We start from the raw sequence: 19,240 nt of genomic DNA, 5'->3' as shown, positions 1-19,240 counted from the left end.
CGTAGCCAAATAGCATGGGCAAAACGGGCAGGTTAGCGATAAGGTAAATGCGCTTCGTAAAGGTACCGGTTTTCGATACCTTTACATGGAAGTTAACGCTATCATTGGTGGGTAGAAATAACGGTCGTTTACACCATCGCCTTTTGGGTAGCTTATGGCTACGCACCTGCGGATTCACCTTGGCAAGGAACGTGAGCTCTACGAGCAGCCCCCGCTGGTACCAGCGGCCGAGCAGGCCTGGGTCTTTGCCGTCCCCGCGTGGGCCGAGCCGCACCTGGCCCGGATGCTGGCCCCGGTCAACCGGGTCGGGTTCGTGCTGCAACTGGGCTACTTCCAGATCAGCCAGCGCTTCTACGTGGCCACGCGCTACCACGCGGCCGATGTGGCCTTCGTGGCGCGGCAGTTGGGCGTGGCCCCGGCCGAGTTCGCGCCCGCCCGCTACGTGCCGGGCAAGGACGGCCCCGGCTTGACGGAGATTTTGTCGGACTTAGCCAAAACGCTGCGCCAACAGGACAACCGCTTCTACCAGAGCCTCACCGGCCTGTGGTACGACCGTCGCCGCGACGACCACGCCGTGCGGGCCCGCCCTGATGGCAACGTGTGGGCGCCTTTCTACGAGATGCCCTGGGCCCGCAGCGGCCAAGGCAAGGCCTGGGACGGCCTCAGCAAGTTCGACCTCACCACCTACAACCCTTGGTTTTTCAACCGCGTCAAGGAGTTTGCCCGCTTGTGCGACGAAAATGGGCTGGTGCTGTACTACAGTTTCTACGACACCCACAACCTGTTGGAGTACGTGACGCATTGGGTGGACTACCCCTGGCGGCCAACCAACAACATCAACCAAACCAAGCTACCCGAGCCGCTGCCGGCCAAGCCGTGGGCGCGGCTGCACCTCGGCAACGAGTTTTACGACCCCACCAATGCCTCGTTGCGCGACCTGCACCGCGCGTATATAGTTCATACGCTGGATGAGTTGGGCGGCAGCCAAAACATCCTCTTCAACCTGGGTTTTCAATTCAGCGGCCCCTTGTCCTTTCAGCAGTTTTTCTTGCAAACGGTGGGCGAATGGGAAAGGAAAAACAACCGCACGGTGCGGGTGGTCCTGAACACCACCAAGGACATTACCGATGCCATCCTGGCCCATGCCGACCTCGCCAGACAGGTGGATGTAATTGATACCCGCTACTGGCAATACCGCCCCGACGGGCTCTTTTCCAACGGGGATGCCCTGTGGGCGCCTCCGGGCGGGCAAAACAGCTCGTTCCGGGAAATGGTAAGTGAGACCTTTCTGCAAGCCAGCGACTACCCCTTGCCCACCACTCAGGAGCTGCTGTACCGCCAGGTGCGGGAGTACACCACCCGGTTTCCCGACAAAGCCGTGGTGTCCATTGCCAATGACATCAGCCCCATTCCGAGCCTGATGGCCGGCGGCGCGCAGGTTGTCATGGGCAGCACTAAGGACAGAGGCAACGGGCATCTCACCTTCGCCTCCTTCGTGCAGCAACACCTGGCATCTAGGCTGATGCACCTGAAGCCCGACAATTCTTTCCTGAAAGACAGCACCCAGACCTGGTGCCTCACCGAAGCAAGCCGTTCAACGGTGCTGCTTTACTCGCTTTCTGGTGCCGAAATAACGTTTTCCCAGCCCGTTTCAAACGCCACGTACACCGGCATCTGGTACGACCCGCTCACGGAAAGTATGCAGCCAGCCGGCCCGACCAGAAAGCTACAAGCGGGGTATGCCATCCAAAAACCGACCCCGCGAAATTGGCTGCTGCTCCTAACCGCCACCCCTGAATAGGTAAGCGGCTTGGTTAGCGTGCGGGTAGCAACCTCATTGAGTTTATTGTTTGCGTTGTTTATGTACTCTCCCCATTCCTTGTTCCGGCTAGCCGGATTGCTCCTGCTCGGCTTCCCGCTGCTAGCGGGTTCTGCGCTGGCGCAGCAGCTTCCGGCCCCGCGCGACACCTCCTTTACGGTGTACAGCGCCTTCTGCTACATCCAGAAAACTTATCCTGAGGCTCGCATTGCCCGGCCCGCGGTGCCGCCTAGTATTCAGTCGAAAACGAACGTAACGTATTGCACCCTAGGGGCGCGCAACTTGCAATTGGATATATTCTACCCGAAGGCCAAGCGGAAAGGAGGCTACCCAGCGGTGCTGTTCATTCACGGCGGCGGCTGGCGCTCCGGCGACCGGTCGCAGCACGTGCCCCTGGCCCAGCAGCTCGCCGCCAAAGGCTACGTGACCGTCACGGCCGAGTACCGGCTTTCCACCGAAGCGCTGTACCCGGCGGCGGTCCACGATTTGAAAGCGGCCATCCGTTGGCTGCGGGCCAATGCCAAGCAATACCCCATCGACACCACCAAAATTGCGGTGTGGGGCTTCTCGGCCGGTGGGCAGCTCGCGGCGCTGGTCGGCACCACCAATGGCGATAAGCAATTCGAGGGGGATGCTTGTAACACCAGCCATTCCAGCAGCGTGCAGGCCATCGTGGATGTGGATGGGGTACTGGCCTTCATTCACCCCGAGTCGCGCGAGGGCGACGACAGTAAAAGCCTTTCGGCGGGCACCCTTTGGTTTGGGGCTTCCACCGCCACAAAGCCGGAGCTGTGGCAGCAAGCGTCCAGCCTCAACCACGTAACCGCCCACACGCCGCCCGTGCTGTTTATCAACAGCTCCGTTGCCTGGATGCACGCCGGCCGGGAGGACATGCTTGAAAAGCTGGATGCCTTTCGCATCTACCACGAGGTGCACACGCTCCCCAATACGCCGCATACTTTTCCCCTGTTTACGCCGTGGTTTGCAACAACGCTGGACTACACAGCAACCTTTTTAAGCAAGGTTTTCAAGCGCTAATCTTAGAAAATGGTTGAGCTAAGTGGCGCGTCTCCACATGGTTCTGACGGCCTTTCTTACTAATTCGAACAACTTCCAAGAAGTCGACCTATCAGTCAATTTATGTCTTCAGCTTCACGCCTACAACGCTGGTTCTGGCTCCTGCTTTCTTGCCTGGCGCTGCTATCTGGCTTAGCCTGCGTTCAGGCATCGGCTGAGCAGCCCCAAAAGCCAGCCCACCCAACCACGGCCGCGCTAGCCGGTAAGAAAGGCAAAATTGCCATTCCGGGCGCGCAGCTGTACTACGAGGAAACCGGGCGCGGCACCCCGGTAGTGCTACTGCACGGCCATTCCTTCGACCGACGCATGTGGGACCCGCAAGTAGCGGAGCTGGCGCAACACTACCGGGTTATTCGCTACGATATGCGCGGCTACGGTTTGTCGTCGTTGCCCGTGGAAGGCCAGCAGTTCCTGCACGCCGACGACCTGTACCAGTTGCTCCAAGCCCTGCATATTCCCAAAGCCCATTTGGTAGGTGTCTCGCTCGGTGGTTTTGTGGCCGTCGATTTCATGGCCCTGCACCCCAAAAGCGTGCTGTCGGTGGTGTCGTGCAGCGGCAGTATTTACCCTAGGCCGGGCCCCGAAGAGCCCATTACGGAAGCCGAAACTGCGCGCCGCCGCCTTGAAATTGCGCAGCTGCAAGCGCGCGGCACCGCCGCTTTCAAAGCTCAGTGGCTGAAGTCGTTGCTGAAATCAAGCGGCCCGGATTCCGTTCGGTCGGCGCCATTGCTGCGCCAAATGGTGCAGGATTGGTCAATGTGGCAGCCGCTGCACGTGGAACCCCGCGTGTTGCTCGGCCGCTCGCTCATGCCCCAACTCCAGGCCCACCCGGTGCAGGTACCGCTGCTGTTGCTGGCTGGTGCACGTGAATCAGCCGCCCGCCAGCAGGATAACGAAACACTAAAGAAGCTCGTGCCCGGCGCGCAAGTAGCCGTAGTGCCCAACGCCGGCCACGTCGCCAACCTCGACAATCCGGCCGCCTTCACGCAAACCATTATTCATTTCATAGAAACCATACGGGGTACTGGCAAACTCTAGCTACTCTACGGTCGGTCAGAGAGACGAGCTTACAGGATTTACGCAAAGAAATTATAGCGCCGCAGGTAGTAGCCTCGCTTGCGGCAGGGCTTCAAGCAATAAATAACGACTTTGTGGCAGGTGAACAGTCTACAGCAACTCGTGGCTATTGCGAAACTCCTACTCCATTAGGTTACCTTTCCTCCCTTCTAATAAGCTTGCGCCGTATTCGCACCCAGAAAAGGCTTCTTGAAACAGGAGATAGTGGCGTAGATGGAGCAATTCTGATAGAAAGCCCAATAGTGCTACTATATCTGGGTGCCGCTTCCCCGCTGCTTATCAGGGCTTTTAAAGCATAGCCATTTGCCGGCCGGACACGTGAAACAGTCCCTTTAGGCATCATACGTACAAGCTCAAAACCGATAAAGTATCAAGTGAAGGCAGATTATAACGCAAGCAGATTATTCCAAGAATGCAGGGTGTACGCTAAAGTCGAAAAACCACTTTTTATAAGTCGTTCCAACATCTTATTAACCTGAATAACCCCCGTAACACTTTTGTTTTCCACTCGCGCTATGTCCTCACTTCCTTCTGTACCATCTTCTTTAGCGGAGAAGCTAGCTCAACAACTTGGTGCTTCTGTTTCCGCTCAGGCTATCTACGGCCCGCCTATCGAACGTGAAGGCGTAACTGTAATTCCCGTAGCTCAAGCCCGCTATGGCTTCGGTGGAGGAGGGGGCAGCGGTGAAAAGCAACAAGAAGCAGGCACCCATGCTGGCGGGGGCTCGGGTGGAGGCGGGGGAGTATCGCTGACGCCCGTTGGGTACATTGAACTACGCGAAGGACGAGCGCGCTTCAAGCGGATTCGTTCTTCGGCGGTACCGCTGGTAGCGGTCAGTGGCTTGGTTGCGCTACTGTTGCTGCGGAGCGTTCCAAAGCTACTCTCAAAGCGGAAATAAAACATTCAGCAGCACAACTGCTCGCCTTTTACCCTACCGAAAGGAATAAACTAAAAAGCCCGTTGGCACTACCAACGGGCTTTTTTGCTTAGAAAGTAAAAAGAACTAGTTCAGTACAGAAGTCTGGGATTTGAGAATCTGCCGGGCAACCGCCAAGTTGGTGTCGCGGGCATTAACGGCCAGATAAATGAACTTGTCTCCCGTGGGCGAGAGCTTAATCACGTGCAACTGATCCGTGAGCGTGAGCAGAATGTCCTGCACGGTCTGGTTGAGCTTCAGGGCCTGAATAGCTTTGAGCTTTTGCTTTACCACTTCCGTGTTGTAAGCCGCAGCCGTGTCGATATCGAAATCGGCAATGTTGGAGTGTGCTGCCAGCGGCATACCAGTTTCGGTTTCCACTACAGCTACTGCCAACAGGGTCGGCAGGGCTTCCAGGATTTCTTTAACAGCTTGTTTTGGAGATGACATATAGGTAAAGGTGAGGAGTATGGTGTAGTAGTGTGTACTTTACAAGGGCAAAGTAACCACTCACGTTAATGATGATAGATTGGTATTAGACGAAACCTATAAAATACTCTGTGAACGTGAGTGCATACTAGTTAAGTAAAATACAATTAACGCAAAAACATGCTAAGCCACCATTTAGCCCGCGAAACGAGAGCGTCACGATTCTGTTTTCCTACGAAAACTCATCCGTAGGCTTAGTCGCACTAATGAGATGAAATATAGCTCAATGAACTCGTAACGTTTAAGAAAGGAACGTTCCTTAAACGTTACGCAGTGCATATCTTGTCGTCTCATTTCGGTTTGGCCTGCTTCATGTTCCCTGCTCATTACGTTCCCTACTACCGCGTATCTACTGTGCGCCAAGGCCAGTCCGGCCTAGGCCTCGAAGCCCAGCGGGCGGCCGTACATGCCTTCGCACCGCAGCCGGGTCAGCTGCTGACTGAGTTCGTGGAAGTGGAGAGCGGTAAGAAAAACCAGCGCCCCCAGCTGTTGGCTGCTATTGCCGCTGCCCGCCAGCAAGGCGCAACGCTACTCATTGCCAAGCTCGACCGGCTGAGCCGGAATGCGGGCTTCATTCTAGCGCTACGCGACAGTGGGGTGGACTTCGTGTGCTGTGATATGCCTGATGCCAATACGCTTACAGTCGGCATCTTCGCCCTCATCGCCCAGCATGAGCGCGAGATGATCAGCAAGCGCACAAAGGATGCCTTGGCGGCCAAGAAGGCCCGAGGGGAAATAATGGGCGCCCACGCCAGGCTAACGCCCGACAATATTGCCAAGAGTTTGCAAGTACGTCAGGCTAATGCCGCCGCGCATCCCCAGAATCGACAAGCCAGCCGGTTGGCGTTGTCCCTGCACAAGCAGGGCCTTTCCTTGCAGCAGATTGCCACCGAACTCAACGAAGCAGGCTTCCGCACTCGCCGCGGGCAAGCCTTCTGGAAGATGTCGGTGCAGCGGCTGCTGAAACGGGCTTTACCATAGGCTACGCGTTGCCGGTGTTGGTAGCTTCGTCCCACCGGGCCGGGCTGCAGGAGGTATTTTACCGGTTTTCAGTCTGCTGTAACAGCACAGTTCCAGCCGACCAGCAGTTGGTGCTTTCTGCCACTAGGGGGTATCACTTGCATGGGCTTCACCTGAGAAAAGGGCCTCACCCGGGTGTTCGTCTGCTGTTACTTCAGGCCGCAGATAAGCTTTCCTATGCAATGGACCCCGCGGAAGAAGTTATTCAGGAAGTTGCCATTATGCGGTAATACGCCCGAAGCGAATTGAAGCGGTTTCTGGCATGAGCTACCTCTAATACTGCTTATAGCCAACAGTCAACAGCTGTGGTGACGTAACTCGATCAGCTGGCCATCGGCATGAAACAGCCACGGTATACTTATAAGAACCACTGATTCTGATAGCGAGTAGCTGCCGCTTGGTGATTGCAAATGCCCCACCTACTACAACCAGACGATAATGGAGAAAACTTTATTGTATTATTCAACTTATTTATAACATTAATATGATTCATGTTTCAAATTATTATATGTTTGCTGCTGTAGCACCTTCCCTTCTGCAACCAAGCTTGTTCATTCTATGATGCGCCTGGATCCTCTTTCCTTTCCCAGTAGACAGTCCATTCCGTCTACGCCCTTGCAATGGCACCGCTGCCTAGATGCGCAATGCGCGTCGTTTCGCAAACTGGTGGCCGCTCCGCATCAGCATTGGTATCAGTGTACTAATCCTGCCTGCGTGTGCTTTCAGCGATACGTGAGTGCCGCTCATCAGCACCTACCGCGTTGAGTTGATGACGAGTGTTGGTTGCTGGCATTAAATTGAGATTCAACAACGGAGCGGGCTTCACTCCATAACTGATTTATGTACTGCTTAATGCCTTGCGTAGTGGCTGCTCGTGCCATTGACCGAGCAGATCACCGAATTGGCCGGCGCCTGTTGCTCCTATACCGGGTCAGCCGTCCAACCAGCGAAGCCGGCTATTACCTTTGCAATGAGGATTGAGGGGAAGGGTTTTGTGATATAGAGGACCCGTTTGGCTACTGCTAAACGGGTCCTATCTATTACAGGATAGTCAAGATCCAAGCATAATTTCTCTTCTAAGCGGAATTACTGAGGGAGAGAAATTCAGCAGGTGCAGCGCCGCGGCCACGGTGTACTTGGAAGGGATATTATAGGTACGGTAGGGGTTAATAAAGTGCTAAACCGGAATTGCCGTACGGTATCTATCAGAAGCCGTAACCTATTTGTATAGGGTATAAGGATGGTTTGCAACATATAATGTGGCAGTCTCTTCTACCCTGCTCAAGCGAGTATATTTTAGTAAAAAACCAGATAACGCGTTTTGCGGTTAAATACTATTTTTTACTATTAATATAAGCCATATATTCATCTTCTGGGTATTTATTTAAGTATAGAGTACAAACCTGGGAATTCAGTTTTTAGTAGATTAATAGCTGCGCCGCCCAAGTTGTCAAAAACCTTATTACCAACTTCAAAATCACGCAGCAACGGGTGACTTACTTTCATAAGTCGCGCAATTTTCGTTTCATCATCCCCTATAAAATCCAATATATGCTGGATTTGCGCGGCGGTCATCTTTAGCTTCTGTAAACGTGTAACGATACGCTGTTGCAGCGTGGGTAGCTCAACTTGTAGAGCCAAGCTCATCTGCTTTTCTCCGCCCTTGGACTGCTTCGCGTCTTTATTCGCTTGATCAAGCTCAGAAATACCATCCGCCTTAATTTGAGCTAGTGGCTTAGGGATAGTGAACCGCACTGCTTTCACCTTTTTACCATCCTTCACTGGCTCGTAGGTCACCACCCACCCCAACGAATAAAGCTCACGCAGAGCAGGCTCAAGCACGTAGCGCTTGAAGTCGTAAAACAGCGTGTAGGTTACATCATTGTCATCTCCAAGTACTTGCTTGCGCAAGGTATCAAAGTCCACTTCCCAAATCCCGACATCATCCCACGACTTGAGTAGCCAGTACAGCCGATGAGCATGGGCTGATTTAAGCGTCAGTAACGTTTCAATCTCTACGTGGGTGTATTGCTCGGCCAGCTGCAGGAGAAATGGCTTGATTTCAGGCGCAAAGTTGCCGGTCAGGTAGCCGGTGCCTTCGTTCAAGTCAATGTAGCTAATGATAGAGTAGGCTGTAAAACGCTTTTTATTACCGTTTTGCGACTCGATACTAACCACTTTCGACATCAAGCTCTTACAAGCGTCGCGAATGGTTTCATAGATGCTCCCGCCCTTTTTCTGAGTCATAACGCGGCTCAAAGGGATAGATATGCCTGGTAGTTCAGTCTGGTCCTGGTGAATACAACCTAACGCCAGCGCAAAAATGCGAGCCTCTATATGGGTCAACTTAAGGGGAGCACGCACAAGGGCGTTAGCCTGGTAAGCCCGGGGATAAAGCGGAGGAATAATTGTAGGCACCATGAGTGGGGGAGAAGCCAAGGGGGCAAACGAAGATAAACGGATATACGTGAAAAGTCAGCGGGGTTCACGCAATTAGAAGACTGAGGCCATTTTCCACGTGGATGCTTCAAAGTAAAGAGTGCCGTTTTTCACGTAGATGCTCTGCCAGCAGAAAGCCATTTTTCACGTGGGCTGATTGTCACTTCAGGCTACGAGTGCCATTTTTCACGTAGTGGTGCCATTTTTCACGTAGATGGTGCCATTTTTCACGCAGCAGAGTGCCATTTTTCACGTAGATGGTGCCATTTTTCACGTAGAAGAGTGCCATTTTTCACGCAGCAGAGTGCCATTTTTCACGTAGGTTTTGGCTGCTACTGCTTGATAAACAGATAGTTACGCCTCCCTGAATATAGAATATAAAAAAGAATAGCTTAAGAATACAGAATAGGTTCAGTTTTTTTGAAAAATAAAAAATCAATGGTTGGTTTTCCGCAAGAAGCTACCCAAAAAAAGGGCTTTTAAGAATGTAAGGCGCGTTTTTCGAATTCAAATCGAGCAAAACGGAATTCGTGATTCAAAAGGACAATCTCTCTGAGCAATTGCGTGAAAAATGGCACTCTAACATCGTTGCAACCCTCGTCTTCATGTCCTGAAAAGCATCTACGTGAAAAATGGCACCGTTCGCCAACCAACCCCTAACAAGAACATAGTCAGGCTTATTGAACGTAAGCTCCCTCGAAGCCTTGCGTGATTTTTGAGCTTACCGCAGCTTCTTGCTGCTACGCAAAAGCTTTTCCAAGGCCGCCGGAGGCAAAGGTTTTTCCGCGTTTGGGTAGTTTTTCAGTTCTTTTAGCAGGGCGGCCTCGGTAACCTCTTTGAAAAGAAACGCCGGCTCCCAATACTCAGCCTGTTTCAACTTCATGTAGGTTTCGCGAGTGACGGCCGTAGTAAAGGACACCCACAGAGGCGGCTCTTCCTCAGTTACAGGTGGCGCCTCTGTAGAAGGGGCTTGTGGTTCAATTCGCTCTGTGATAGAGGCAAGTACTTTGTTGCCAAACCGGGGTTTGTTTTTGCCGTCGCTCATAGCCGGGAAAGTATTTCAGTTGTAAGAGCTTGATAATCCTGGGCACCAGCCGACTGGGGAGCCCAGTTATAGATGTTCTCTTTTTCAATTTGTGCTTCTACCAGACTCACATTAGGACGAATGGTCGTCTGCATCACCAAGGGGCCGAACAGCGGATGCGCTTCGAGTAGATTCACCATGTCTCTTTGAGCCCGTCGCCTATCATTCCGATTGTACTGAGTGAAAAACAGCCCGCCAATCTTCAGTTTCTTGTTCAAGCGCTTCTGTACTTGCTGGCACACATCGAGCAAGCCTACCAGTCCCTCGATGCCGTAATACTCCGGCTGCGCCGGGATAAATACTGCATCAGCTGCAGTTAAGGCTGCATAGGTAAGCTTCCCAAGTCCCCCTGGTGTATCAATTAGGCAGAAATCAATCTCCTCCACCTCTTCTAGTACTTCGCTTAGCGCAAATTCGGCACCTGGCTTCTTGCTAATGCGTTCTTCCACTTCAGATAAGTTAGAAGAGCTCGGAATCAAGTACAGCCCCTCCCCTACTTCTGCAACTACATCCGACAAACTAGCTTGCCCGAGCAGTACCGCACCGATTGTTTTACTCTCAGTTGGGCGGTATGCAAAGCTTTGGGACAAGTTGCACTGACCATCACAGTCGACAAGAAGGACCGTTTTACCAGCTTCAACAAGAGCATAAGCGACATTTAAACAGGAAGTGGTCTTGCCTGTACCGCCTTTATGGTTTGAAAAAACAATTGTCTGCATGGCAGCAATATACGCAATGGTATAAATTGTAAAAATTCAAGCAGTGGTAACAATTGTGACAATTCATTAAATTATAACAATTGTTACCACTGCTTGAATTGTTGGAATTTAGTGAATGGTTGTGCTTTGGTAGGATGCCCTGTCATAGATATTGAACCAAGCAAAGAGAGGCCAGGGAAAACCCAAGTGGCTGCTTGTTGCCAACGGCAGGGCGTCATTTCTGTTGCTTATTGCGCCGCCCATCCGCCCTTTCGATTCGTACTATTGCTCGTATGCAACCGAACTCTCTAGCTGCTTTTTACGAGGCGTGTGCACCTACCGCAAACTCCGCCGCCGGCGTCTTGCCGCCGCCGGATATGGGGCAAAGCGCAGGGCATTTCAATGTATTTCCCTTAGCAGATATCCCCCCAGGGCCACCAATGCCGTTCACCCGGCGGGCTTACCACAAAATCACGCTTTGCCGTGGGCGTAGCCAAGTGGAGTACGCCGACCAGACTCCGCACATCGGGGCCAATACTTTGTTCTTGGTAACACCACGCGTACCCTACCGGTGGCGGCCGCTCACCGAAACGCCCGCGGGCTATTGCTGCCTCTTCAACGACGCGTTTCTGCTGCCCGCCCGGACCGGGGTGGTGCTGGCGGAATTACCGATTTTTCAGCCTGGGGCCTACCCGGTGTGGGAAGTAACCGAAGCCGACTGCGCGACGCTCGAAGCTATTTTTCGGAAAATGGCGCATGAACTCGTGTCGGGTTACACCTACAAGCACGATCTGCTGCGCACCTACCTGTGGGAGCTGATTCACTTGGTGCAGAAGCTACAACCGGCCCCCGCCCCGCTGGCCACGCACAGCGCCGCCGAACGAGTTGCCGCCCGCTTCACGGAATTGCTGGAGCGGCAGTTTCCGCGCCACAGCCCACAGCCTGCTTTGCGCCTGCGCACCGCCACCGACTATGCCCACCAATTAGCTGTGCACGTCAATCACCTCAACCGCGTACTAAGAGAAACGACGGGCTACACCACCACTACCCTCATCAGCCGCCGCTTGGTGCAGGAAGCTAAGCTTTTGCTGAAGCAAACCACCTGGAGCGTTTCAGAAATTGCCGATAGCCTGGGCTTTGCCGATGTGGCTCACTTCTGTACTTTTTTCAAGCGCCATGCCGGCCAAACGCCAGGGGATTTCCGGCGGCTAGCTGTGTTCGGGAGTTAATGCAAAACTTGCCAGAACGTTACGTTGAGTTCTTGAGAGCACGAGGTTCCGGTAGGTTTTTGCTGACTTTCGTTGCTGCACGCAAGAAGATGTTTGAAATCTAAAACAGATGGGTTGATTGGCGAAGTTTACTGCTCGCCTACTAGCCGGACCTTTGGGTAATACTACCTCGCCTCGCTATTGCAGGAGGCCAAACCCACAGGCAACATGGCACACAAGAAAATTGCGCTGGTCACTGGCGGCAACAAAGGCATCGGCTTCGAAATAGTGCGGGGGCTGCTACAGGCCGGCTGCCGGGTGTATCTGGGGGCCCGCGAGGCCGCCAAAGGCCAGCAAGCCGTAGCGGAACTGGCAGCGGCCGGCGACGTCCATTTCCTCGAAGTGGACCTAGCTAACCAACTGACGCTCGACGCGGCAGCCGCGTATATACAGCACGAAGAAGGGTCGCTCGACATCTTAGTCAACAATGCCGGCATCAATGTGGCCGGCGACGGCTCACCTAGCACGGCGGCCGTGCGCAGTGTCGAGCAAGCGTTGCAAACCAATTTCTTGGGCACGCTAGCCGTCACCCAAACATTTTTACCGCTGGTAAAGCAAGCCGCGGCGGGGCGCATCGTCAACGTGTCCAGTCCGCTGGGCTCGCTCACCCTGAGTGGCCAAAACGACTGGGGCCTGCTGGGATATTCCGCCTCGAAAGCCGCGCTGAACATGCTCACCGTGCAGCTCGCTTATGAGCTGCGGGAGACGGCTATTAAAGTAAACTCGGCCGCTCCCGGCTACACCGCCACCGACCTGAATGGCTTTGCAGGCACAGACACCCCCGCCCAGGGAGCGGCCGAGGCTATCCGGCTGGCCTTACTACCCGCCGATGGCCCCACCGGCACCAGTTCTTCTTCCACGGCTTCCCTGCCTTGGTGAGCATCTGCCAGCTACCAGTAAGTGTATCGGCCTTCATTGCTTCGCTTGATAAGCAGGCATTATACTTTCTTGCACAACTGCTGCATTTTTATGATTTCCAGCGTTTTAATGTTGTGTCCTTGTGCATTTGGCAATCTAATAGCTTGATAAGCTGCTGCCAGTGGTAGGCCCGCGCTGAGTGGATGTTGAGGGAATTAAAGAGCCGCAAGCCCGATCAATGGTCGAGCTTGCGGCTTGCTTGAAGTTGCGCAAATCAGAGCAAAATAAAGTTTGCCGAAGTCCCGTTGGCTGCCATTGAGCTACTGTGAGCTACTGCCGCATAGGATTCAGGCCCAGCGTATAAAGGCAGCGCATTGTGGAGGCTGTGCGTAGGGAAACTGCCCAGAAAAACCAACGCTAATCTGTTCTTATCGTTCAGATGCTACGAGCCCGGTGTTAGTGGGCTGCTGGTTTAGCAAGTATCCACCGTTGCCTATTTCCTTTCATGAATGTGCTTATCAACGCTAGATGCTGGAAGGTTTCTTCAGTGATATGGCTGTGTCAGTTGGCACTTGTAGTTTCTGAAGCGAGTGCCCAAGGCTCTCCTCCAGCAACAGCGCCCGGCAACGCGCCGTCGTCGAGCGGTAGTCAGCAGCAGGGGTTTGGGGGGCCGCCCGCCGGCCAGCAGCAGCAACAGGAATTGCAGCGCCGGCGCCAGCAGATGCAGCAAACCAACGAGCAGCAGTCAAGTGCAGCACCCACTCCTGCTCTCCGCCCCAATGCCCTCACTGGGAGCCAGGGCGGCGCAACGGGGCAAGGCAGTGCAGGCAGCGCGCTGGCAGCTTCGGACGGCACTGGTGCTGGTGTCTTGGGTGAGCCCAGGGGCACCACTACGCCGCGGGCCACGGTGGGCGGAGCATTACGCAACTCAAGCAGCCAAGGCGTGCAAGCGGGAGCAGCCCGCGTATTAACTGTAGCTCCAGAACAACTCAATCTGGCTGATGCCATTGCCATCGGCCTGGACAACAACTTGACCACTTTGCTTGCCACTGAGCGGGCCGAGGAAGCTCGGGCCTTGCAGCAGCAAGTGCGCTCTTTTCTGCTCCCCAATATCACGGGCACTGCCTACCAGCAAAACCGCACGCTCAACCTGGCCGCGCAGGGCCTGGGAGGCGGTGGAGACGAAATGGCTGGTGGCATGGGGGGCGGAGCGGCTCCTATTCCTTCTTTCGTGGGTCCTTTTAATACCTTCGATGCCCGCCTCAACTTCTCGCAGACTATCCTCAACCTAGCGGCGCTCCGCGAATACAAGAGCAGCAAAGCGGCCGTGCAAGTTGCCGACCTGACCGCCCAATTAGCCCGCGAGCAAGTAGCTACGTTTGTGGCCCTGGCGTACCTCACCGCTCAGCGCAGCAACCTGGAAGTACAGGCCGCCCGCGCCGACTACCAACTAGCCGCTGCCCTACGAGAACTAGCCGTAAAGCAGCGCAACGCCGGGGTGGCCAATGGCATTGACGTGGTACGGGCAGAATCACGCGCCGCCCAGGAACGCCTGCGCGTGGTACAGGCAGAGGCCAACGCCGAACAAACCCGCCTCGATTTGGAGCGTGCCATTGGCTTGCCTCAAGGCAGTGCCACTCAACTTACCGATTCCCTAGTTATGCGAACCGAAGCCGTGCCGCTCCTAGATGTGGCGGTGCAGCAAGCCCTTACGGCCCGGTTGGACACCCGTATTGCCGAGCAAACCATTGAGCAGCGGGCCCTCGACCGCAAAGCCCGCGCAGCGGCCCGTTACCCCACCGTCAATGCCGTCGGTGACTACGGCCAGTCGGCGAATACGCCCTTCCGCAATGACCGCGCTACGCGCACGTATGGGGTACAACTGAGTTTGCCGGTATTTGATGGCGGCTACACCCGCGGCCGTATCAATGCGGCCCTGAGCCGGCAGCGGCAAGCGGAATGGCAACTGGGCAACAGCCGCGGGCAAGTGGAGCAGGACGTGCGCACGGCGTTGGTTGGGTGGCGCTTAGGGGCCGAGCAGGTCCGGGCTAGCGAGGAACAATTTCAACTGGCCACCCGTGAGTTGGAACTGGCCACCCAGCGCTTCCGGGCCGGCGTTGCCGACAACACCGAGGTGATTGAAGCTCAAGCAGGCTTAGCCAACGCGCGGGCCCTGCGGGTGCAGGCCCTGGCGCAGTACGGGGCGGCCCGGCTCAATTTTGCGGCGGCTACCGGTACGGCACAGTCTTTCCGGCTTTAGCCGCAGGCCGCCAGCAAAAATGTGGATGAGTTGGTTCAAAATGGCACCCCGCACGAACGTAACGAATTAGTTATATCCTTATCAACTACTCGCCCGATGGCAGAACCCACAACCCAACCTGCACCCCGGCGGCAGGTAGCCGACCCCTCCGACGCGCCGGATATTAGCGCCCGGGGCCGCCGCCGAGTGGAGCAGCAGCCCGATGATGCACCCGACGAAACCACCAAAACGCCTGTTTATAAGCGGCCGTGGTTTGTCATCATGGCCCTTGTTTTGCTGTTAGCGGCCTTGTTCTTCGGTATCCGCTACTACCTGCACGCCCGCGCCCACGAGTCCACGGACAACGCCTTTATCGAAGGTGATGCCGTGCGGGTGAGTTCTAGAACGGCGGGTACGGTGCGCCGCGTGTATGTGCGCGACAACCAGCAGGTGCCCGCGGGCACCTTGCTGCTGGAACTGGACCCGCGCGACTACCAGGCCCGCCTCAACCAGGCGCAAGCCGCGGTGGTTAGTGCTCAGGCCCAGCGGGAAGCGTCGGCGCAGGCTGCTACGGCGCGGCGTAGCGTAATTGCGCAGCAGCGCGCCCAACTGGCCGCCGCCATTGCTTCCTCGGAGCAGGCCCAGGCCGAAGAACGAGCCGCCCAAGCGCAAGCCGCGCGTGATGCCCGCGACGAGCAGCGCTACGCCGAGCTCTACAAAACGGATGCCGTGTCGCGCCAGCGCTACGACCAAGCCCAGACCGCTGCCCGCACCACGGCCGCCCAAGCCGACGCTGCCCGTAAGCGTACCCAAACCGTGCGCGCCCAGCAAGAGCAGGCCCGGGCCGCCGTGGCGCAGGCCGAAAACGACTACCGCCAGGCCACCGAACAAATTAGCGTAGCCCAGGCCCAAATCGGTGAGGCGCAGGCCGCTGCCGATGAAGCCCGGCTCCAGCTTTCCTACACTAAAATCTACGCCACGCAAACCGGGCGCGTCACGCGCAAAGCCGTGGACGAAGGGCAGACCGTGGCTGTGGGGCAGCAATTGATGGCGCTTACCTACGGGCAGTTGTGGGTGACGGCCAACTTCAAGGAAACGCAGCTGGAAAAGATGCGCGCCGGGCAGCCAGTGGAGCTGGAAGTGGATGCCTACCCCAGCGAAACCTTCCGGGGAAAAGTGGAAAGCTTCCAGCGCGGTACCGGGGCTCGTTTCAGCTTGCTACCCGCCGAAAATGCCACCGGCAACTACGTGAAAGTGGTGCAGCGCATTCCCGTGAAAATCGTGTTCGATGGCCAGCCCAACCTGCATTTGCTGGCCCCCGGTATGTCGGTGGTGCCGGAAGTGGACATCAGCGTGGAGCCCACCGAGAAACCCGTAGCGCCCAGCAACAACCCACCTCCTTCCCACGTGGACAACAGATAAAATGCGGCCTCAAGCAGCAGGACGCCCTACTTACCTGATACCTATCCATGGACACCCAACCTACCTCAACGGGGCGCTGGCAAACAGATCTGAACGATTTCTTTGCCACCGTAGACCGCGAAAACCAAGCCTTTAGCCACAACTTGGTTCGGCAAGGCGCTTTCTACACCGACGTTGCGCGCCCGGCGCTGGAAGCAGCGGCGGAGGCCTTGCGCCAGCACGGCCGCACCTGCGAAACCGGCCTCGATGAAAACCGCATCTATCTGATTGTGCACCGTCCCGACGGGCCCGTGGAGTTTCAGTACGCCGTAGTAGCCGAAGCCCGCGTAGAAGCCGTGACGCCCTATATCCACTGCTGGTTCGAAGAAAACGAGCTGGCTGACAAACCGGCCGCCAACGCGGAAGAAAAGCAAGGCAAAGACGAGGACAACCAAGAGCCGGAGCCGGACGAGGAACCCGCAGGCGACGACGAAGAGAAAGGCGACAAGAAGGACGATAAAAAACCGGCCCGCACCAAAACCATCGAGCCACTTGCCACCTGGACCGCCGGCCGCGAAATCGAGAGTGTGACCCGCGAAGAAATCCTGGCCGACTTTGTGGCGCACTACAAGGAAGCCGTAGCGCGGCTGCGCACCCATTTGCACACCACGCCGCAGTAGCGGCTTGCCCGACGTTCACATCATGAGTGCAGCCAAAACCCTGAAGAAGCCCGCCGGCACCGCCACCGATACAGGCGGCAACCTCAAGTGGATTATTGCGGTGACGGTAGCCATGGCCACGTTTATGGAAGTGCTGGATGATACCAGTGTTTCGGTGGCCTTATCGCAGATTGGCGGCAACCTGAGCGCCGCCGAAGACGAGGTAACGTGGGTGGTTACCTCGCAGCTGGTGGCCAAGGCGGTGGTGTTGCCGGTGGCGGGGTTTCTGGCCACGGTGGTGGGGCGCAAGCGGCTGTTCTCGATTTGTTTGCTGGCCTACGGGGCCACGTCGTTGCTGTGCGGCTTGTCGCCGAGTATTGGTTTTCTGGTTGTTATGCGCGTAATACAAGGGCTGTGCGGCGGCATGCTGTCCCCCATGGCGCAGGCCATCCTTACCGACACATTTCCACCGGCGCAACGCGGGTTGGCATTTGCCGCTTATGGGGTAGCCACAGTGGTAGCGCCTACCATTGGCCCCACGCTCGGTGGCTACCTCGTGGATAATGCCAGTTGGAACTGGGTGTTTTTCGTGAACGTGCCCGTTGCCATGATTACGGCGTTTTTGGTTTCCATTTTGGTGACTGACCCGCCAGCACTCGTGAAGGAAAAGGCCGCCAAATGGGCCGGTGGCTTGCACGTCGATTACGTGGGGCTTGGGCTATTGGCCGTGGGGCTTAGCGCCTTGCAGTTTGTGCTAAGCCGCGGCGAGCGGGAAGAGTGGTTTACGTCGGGCCTTATTACCGGCCTGAGCGTGGTGGCAGCCATTGCGCTGGTTGCGGGCGTGGTGTGGGAGTTGCGTTCCAAAGACCCGGTTATCGACCTGAAATTACTTCGGCACCGCAATTTTGCCGCGGCGGTGCTTATTATGTTTGCGGTGGGCGCCGTGCTGTTCAGTAGCTCAACGCAACTACCTCTATTTCTGCAAAATCTGCTGGGCTACACCGCCGTAAAAAGCGGGCTGGCTATTTCGCCGGGCGGCGCGGCAGTTCTGGTGCTCATGCCCGTAGTAGGCGTGCTGTCGGGGAAAGTACAGGCCCGCTGGATGATTCTGTTTGGCTTAGTTATCAGCGCCTTCGCCTTGTTCAATTACGTGCACGTGCTTAGCTCTGATATTGATTTTGCCAGTGTGGCGAAGGCGCGCGTGTACCAAAGCTTGGGCTTGGCTTTCCTGTTCGTGCCTATTAGTGTAGCTGCCTATGTGGGTATTGCCAAAAACAAAACCAACCAGGCTGCCACACTCATCAACTTAGCGCAGTCGTTGGGCGGCAGCTTCGGTATTGCCGCCATTACCACCCTCATTGCCCGGCGCACACAGTTTCACCAAAGTCGTATTATCGACGGCCTCAATTTCTCCAACCCCGAATACGAAACCGGCCTGCAAAACCTAACCAGCAGCCAAGCCGCCGCCGATGGCAGCATGATAGACGCCGCGCAACGGGCCCAAGCCACCATTTATGCCGCGGTGCAGCAGCAAGCCAGCATTCTTTCCTACGTTGATTCCTTTTACCTGCTCGGTTTCGCCTGCCTGCTCTCAATACCATTGGTATTTATGATGCGCGCCAACAAGCCTGGTAAAGACGGCGAAACGGCCGCAGCTGGCTAAGCGAACCGCAAGGACCGTGAGGTACTCGCTAAATGAGCGTGAAGGCAGGGAAGGCAAATTTCAATGCTCCTTTCCCTACATTATAGAAAGCCTGCAAATGCGGGCGTTTTCAAATAAAAATAATTTTTTTAGCGAGGGTGTTGCAAGTTAAAAATCTTTCCTACACCTTTGCAGCCCGTTACAGATAAAGGGTTCTAGTCGAGAACGAAAATGAAACGGTAAGTGAACGAAAACATCACGAGCTGATGTTCCGAATCAGGCTCTATCAACGAGCATCTATCGTTTCTTCAATTGGAAGAAACACACGTTCTTTGAATGATTGAGAAAGACAATAAGGTAAGGTACTTGCCAGCTTAGGCTCGGCAAGTACAAGCGTAATTTTCTTCTTAAATAGAAAATACGCATGAGTCGGATCAGCCTCGACATCGTCCTACTTTCGAGTAGGATTAGTAGAATTTATACAATGGAGAGTTTGATCCTGGCTCAGGATGAACGCTAGCGGCAGGCCTAATACATGCAAGTCGAACGGATG

Annotated in this window: 16 protein-coding genes and 1 rRNA gene; 12 read left to right on the top strand and 5 right to left on the bottom strand. The window is 55.4% G+C overall.

Annotated elements, in window-relative coordinates; translation table 11 throughout:
- The first annotated feature begins 154 nt into the window (after positions 1 to 154).
- The 4 genes from J0X19_RS24380 to J0X19_RS25305 all read left to right on the top strand — a co-directional run bounded on the left by J0X19_RS24380 (position 155) and on the right by J0X19_RS25305 (position 4,872).
- The gene (locus J0X19_RS24380) at positions 155 to 1,801 is read left to right on the top strand and encodes a DUF6298 domain-containing protein (RefSeq protein WP_206987029.1); all 1,647 of its coding nucleotides are present in this window, start codon (positions 155 to 157) and stop codon (positions 1,799 to 1,801) included.
- Between the two features lie 60 nt (positions 1,802 to 1,861).
- Positions 1,862 to 2,857, top strand: a complete 996-nt coding sequence (locus tag J0X19_RS24375; protein ID WP_206987028.1) for an alpha/beta hydrolase — start codon at positions 1,862 to 1,864, stop codon at positions 2,855 to 2,857.
- Positions 2,858 to 2,959: 102 nt separating this feature from the next.
- Positions 2,960 to 3,934: an alpha/beta fold hydrolase gene (locus tag J0X19_RS24370; protein WP_206987027.1), complete on the top strand. Its 975-nt coding sequence runs from the start codon at positions 2,960 to 2,962 to the stop codon at positions 3,932 to 3,934.
- Positions 3,935 to 4,488: 554 nt separating this feature from the next.
- Positions 4,489 to 4,872: a spore germination protein GerW family protein gene (locus J0X19_RS25305; RefSeq protein WP_206987026.1), complete on the top strand. Its 384-nt coding sequence runs from the start codon at positions 4,489 to 4,491 to the stop codon at positions 4,870 to 4,872.
- A gap of 105 nt (positions 4,873 to 4,977) precedes the next feature.
- Here J0X19_RS25305 and J0X19_RS24360 read toward each other — a convergent pair whose 3' ends face one another.
- Positions 4,978 to 5,340, bottom strand: a complete 363-nt coding sequence (locus J0X19_RS24360) for a hypothetical protein (RefSeq protein ID WP_206987025.1) — start codon at positions 5,338 to 5,340, stop codon at positions 4,978 to 4,980.
- Between the two features lie 351 nt (positions 5,341 to 5,691).
- On the opposite strand from J0X19_RS24360, the gene J0X19_RS24355 reads away from it, so the two are divergent.
- On the top strand, positions 5,692 to 6,360 hold the full coding sequence (locus J0X19_RS24355) for a recombinase family protein (protein WP_206987024.1): 669 nt from the start codon (positions 5,692 to 5,694) through the stop codon (positions 6,358 to 6,360).
- Positions 6,361 to 7,779: 1,419 nt separating this feature from the next.
- Here the strand turns inward: J0X19_RS24355 and J0X19_RS24350 are convergent.
- The 4 genes from J0X19_RS24350 to J0X19_RS24340 form a co-directional block, all read right to left on the bottom strand.
- Complete coding sequence (locus J0X19_RS24350) at positions 7,780 to 8,820, bottom strand: replication initiation protein (RefSeq protein ID WP_206987023.1); 1,041 nt, start codon at positions 8,818 to 8,820, stop codon at positions 7,780 to 7,782.
- A gap of 178 nt (positions 8,821 to 8,998) precedes the next feature.
- On the bottom strand, positions 8,999 to 9,127 hold the full coding sequence (locus J0X19_RS25070; RefSeq protein ID WP_257573427.1) for a hypothetical protein: 129 nt from the start codon (positions 9,125 to 9,127) through the stop codon (positions 8,999 to 9,001).
- Positions 9,128 to 9,559: 432 nt separating this feature from the next.
- On the bottom strand, positions 9,560 to 9,883 hold the full coding sequence (locus J0X19_RS24345; RefSeq protein WP_206987022.1) for a hypothetical protein: 324 nt from the start codon (positions 9,881 to 9,883) through the stop codon (positions 9,560 to 9,562).
- Positions 9,880 to 10,641 (bottom strand): ParA family protein, encoded by a 762-nt coding sequence (locus J0X19_RS24340; protein WP_206987021.1) that lies wholly within the window; start codon positions 10,639 to 10,641, stop codon positions 9,880 to 9,882. The genes J0X19_RS24345 and J0X19_RS24340 overlap by 4 nt, the downstream gene beginning before the upstream one ends.
- 419 nt (positions 10,642 to 11,060) lie before the next feature.
- Here J0X19_RS24340 and J0X19_RS24335 point away from each other — a divergent pair, with 419 nt between their 5' ends.
- From J0X19_RS24335 to J0X19_RS24305, 7 genes are all read left to right on the top strand, one after another.
- Positions 11,061 to 11,849, top strand: a complete 789-nt coding sequence (locus J0X19_RS24335; protein ID WP_242583396.1) for a helix-turn-helix domain-containing protein — start codon at positions 11,061 to 11,063, stop codon at positions 11,847 to 11,849.
- Positions 11,850 to 12,056: 207 nt separating this feature from the next.
- Positions 12,057 to 12,767: an SDR family oxidoreductase gene (locus J0X19_RS24330; RefSeq protein ID WP_206987019.1), complete on the top strand. Its 711-nt coding sequence runs from the start codon at positions 12,057 to 12,059 to the stop codon at positions 12,765 to 12,767.
- Between the two features lie 544 nt (positions 12,768 to 13,311).
- Positions 13,312 to 15,006 (top strand): TolC family protein, encoded by a 1,695-nt coding sequence (locus tag J0X19_RS24325; RefSeq protein ID WP_206987018.1) that lies wholly within the window; start codon positions 13,312 to 13,314, stop codon positions 15,004 to 15,006.
- A 96-nt stretch (positions 15,007 to 15,102) separates the two neighbouring features.
- Positions 15,103 to 16,407 (top strand): HlyD family secretion protein, encoded by a 1,305-nt coding sequence (locus J0X19_RS24320; RefSeq protein WP_206987017.1) that lies wholly within the window; start codon positions 15,103 to 15,105, stop codon positions 16,405 to 16,407.
- Between the two features lie 47 nt (positions 16,408 to 16,454).
- Complete coding sequence (locus J0X19_RS24315) at positions 16,455 to 17,066, top strand: hypothetical protein (RefSeq protein WP_206987016.1); 612 nt, start codon at positions 16,455 to 16,457, stop codon at positions 17,064 to 17,066.
- 22 nt (positions 17,067 to 17,088) lie between these two features.
- Positions 17,089 to 18,708 carry a DHA2 family efflux MFS transporter permease subunit gene (locus J0X19_RS24310; protein WP_206987015.1) on the top strand — a complete coding sequence of 540 codons (1,620 nt, stop codon included), beginning with the start codon at positions 17,089 to 17,091 and terminating at the stop codon, positions 18,706 to 18,708.
- Positions 18,709 to 19,168: 460 nt separating this feature from the next.
- A 16S ribosomal RNA gene (locus J0X19_RS24305) occupies positions 19,169 to 19,240 on the top strand; the annotation flags it as partial.

The organism is Hymenobacter telluris (genome assembly GCF_017313265.1).
GTDB lineage: Bacteria > Bacteroidota > Bacteroidia > Cytophagales > Hymenobacteraceae > Hymenobacter > Hymenobacter telluris.
This window is presented reverse-complemented; position numbering and strand designations above follow the sequence as displayed.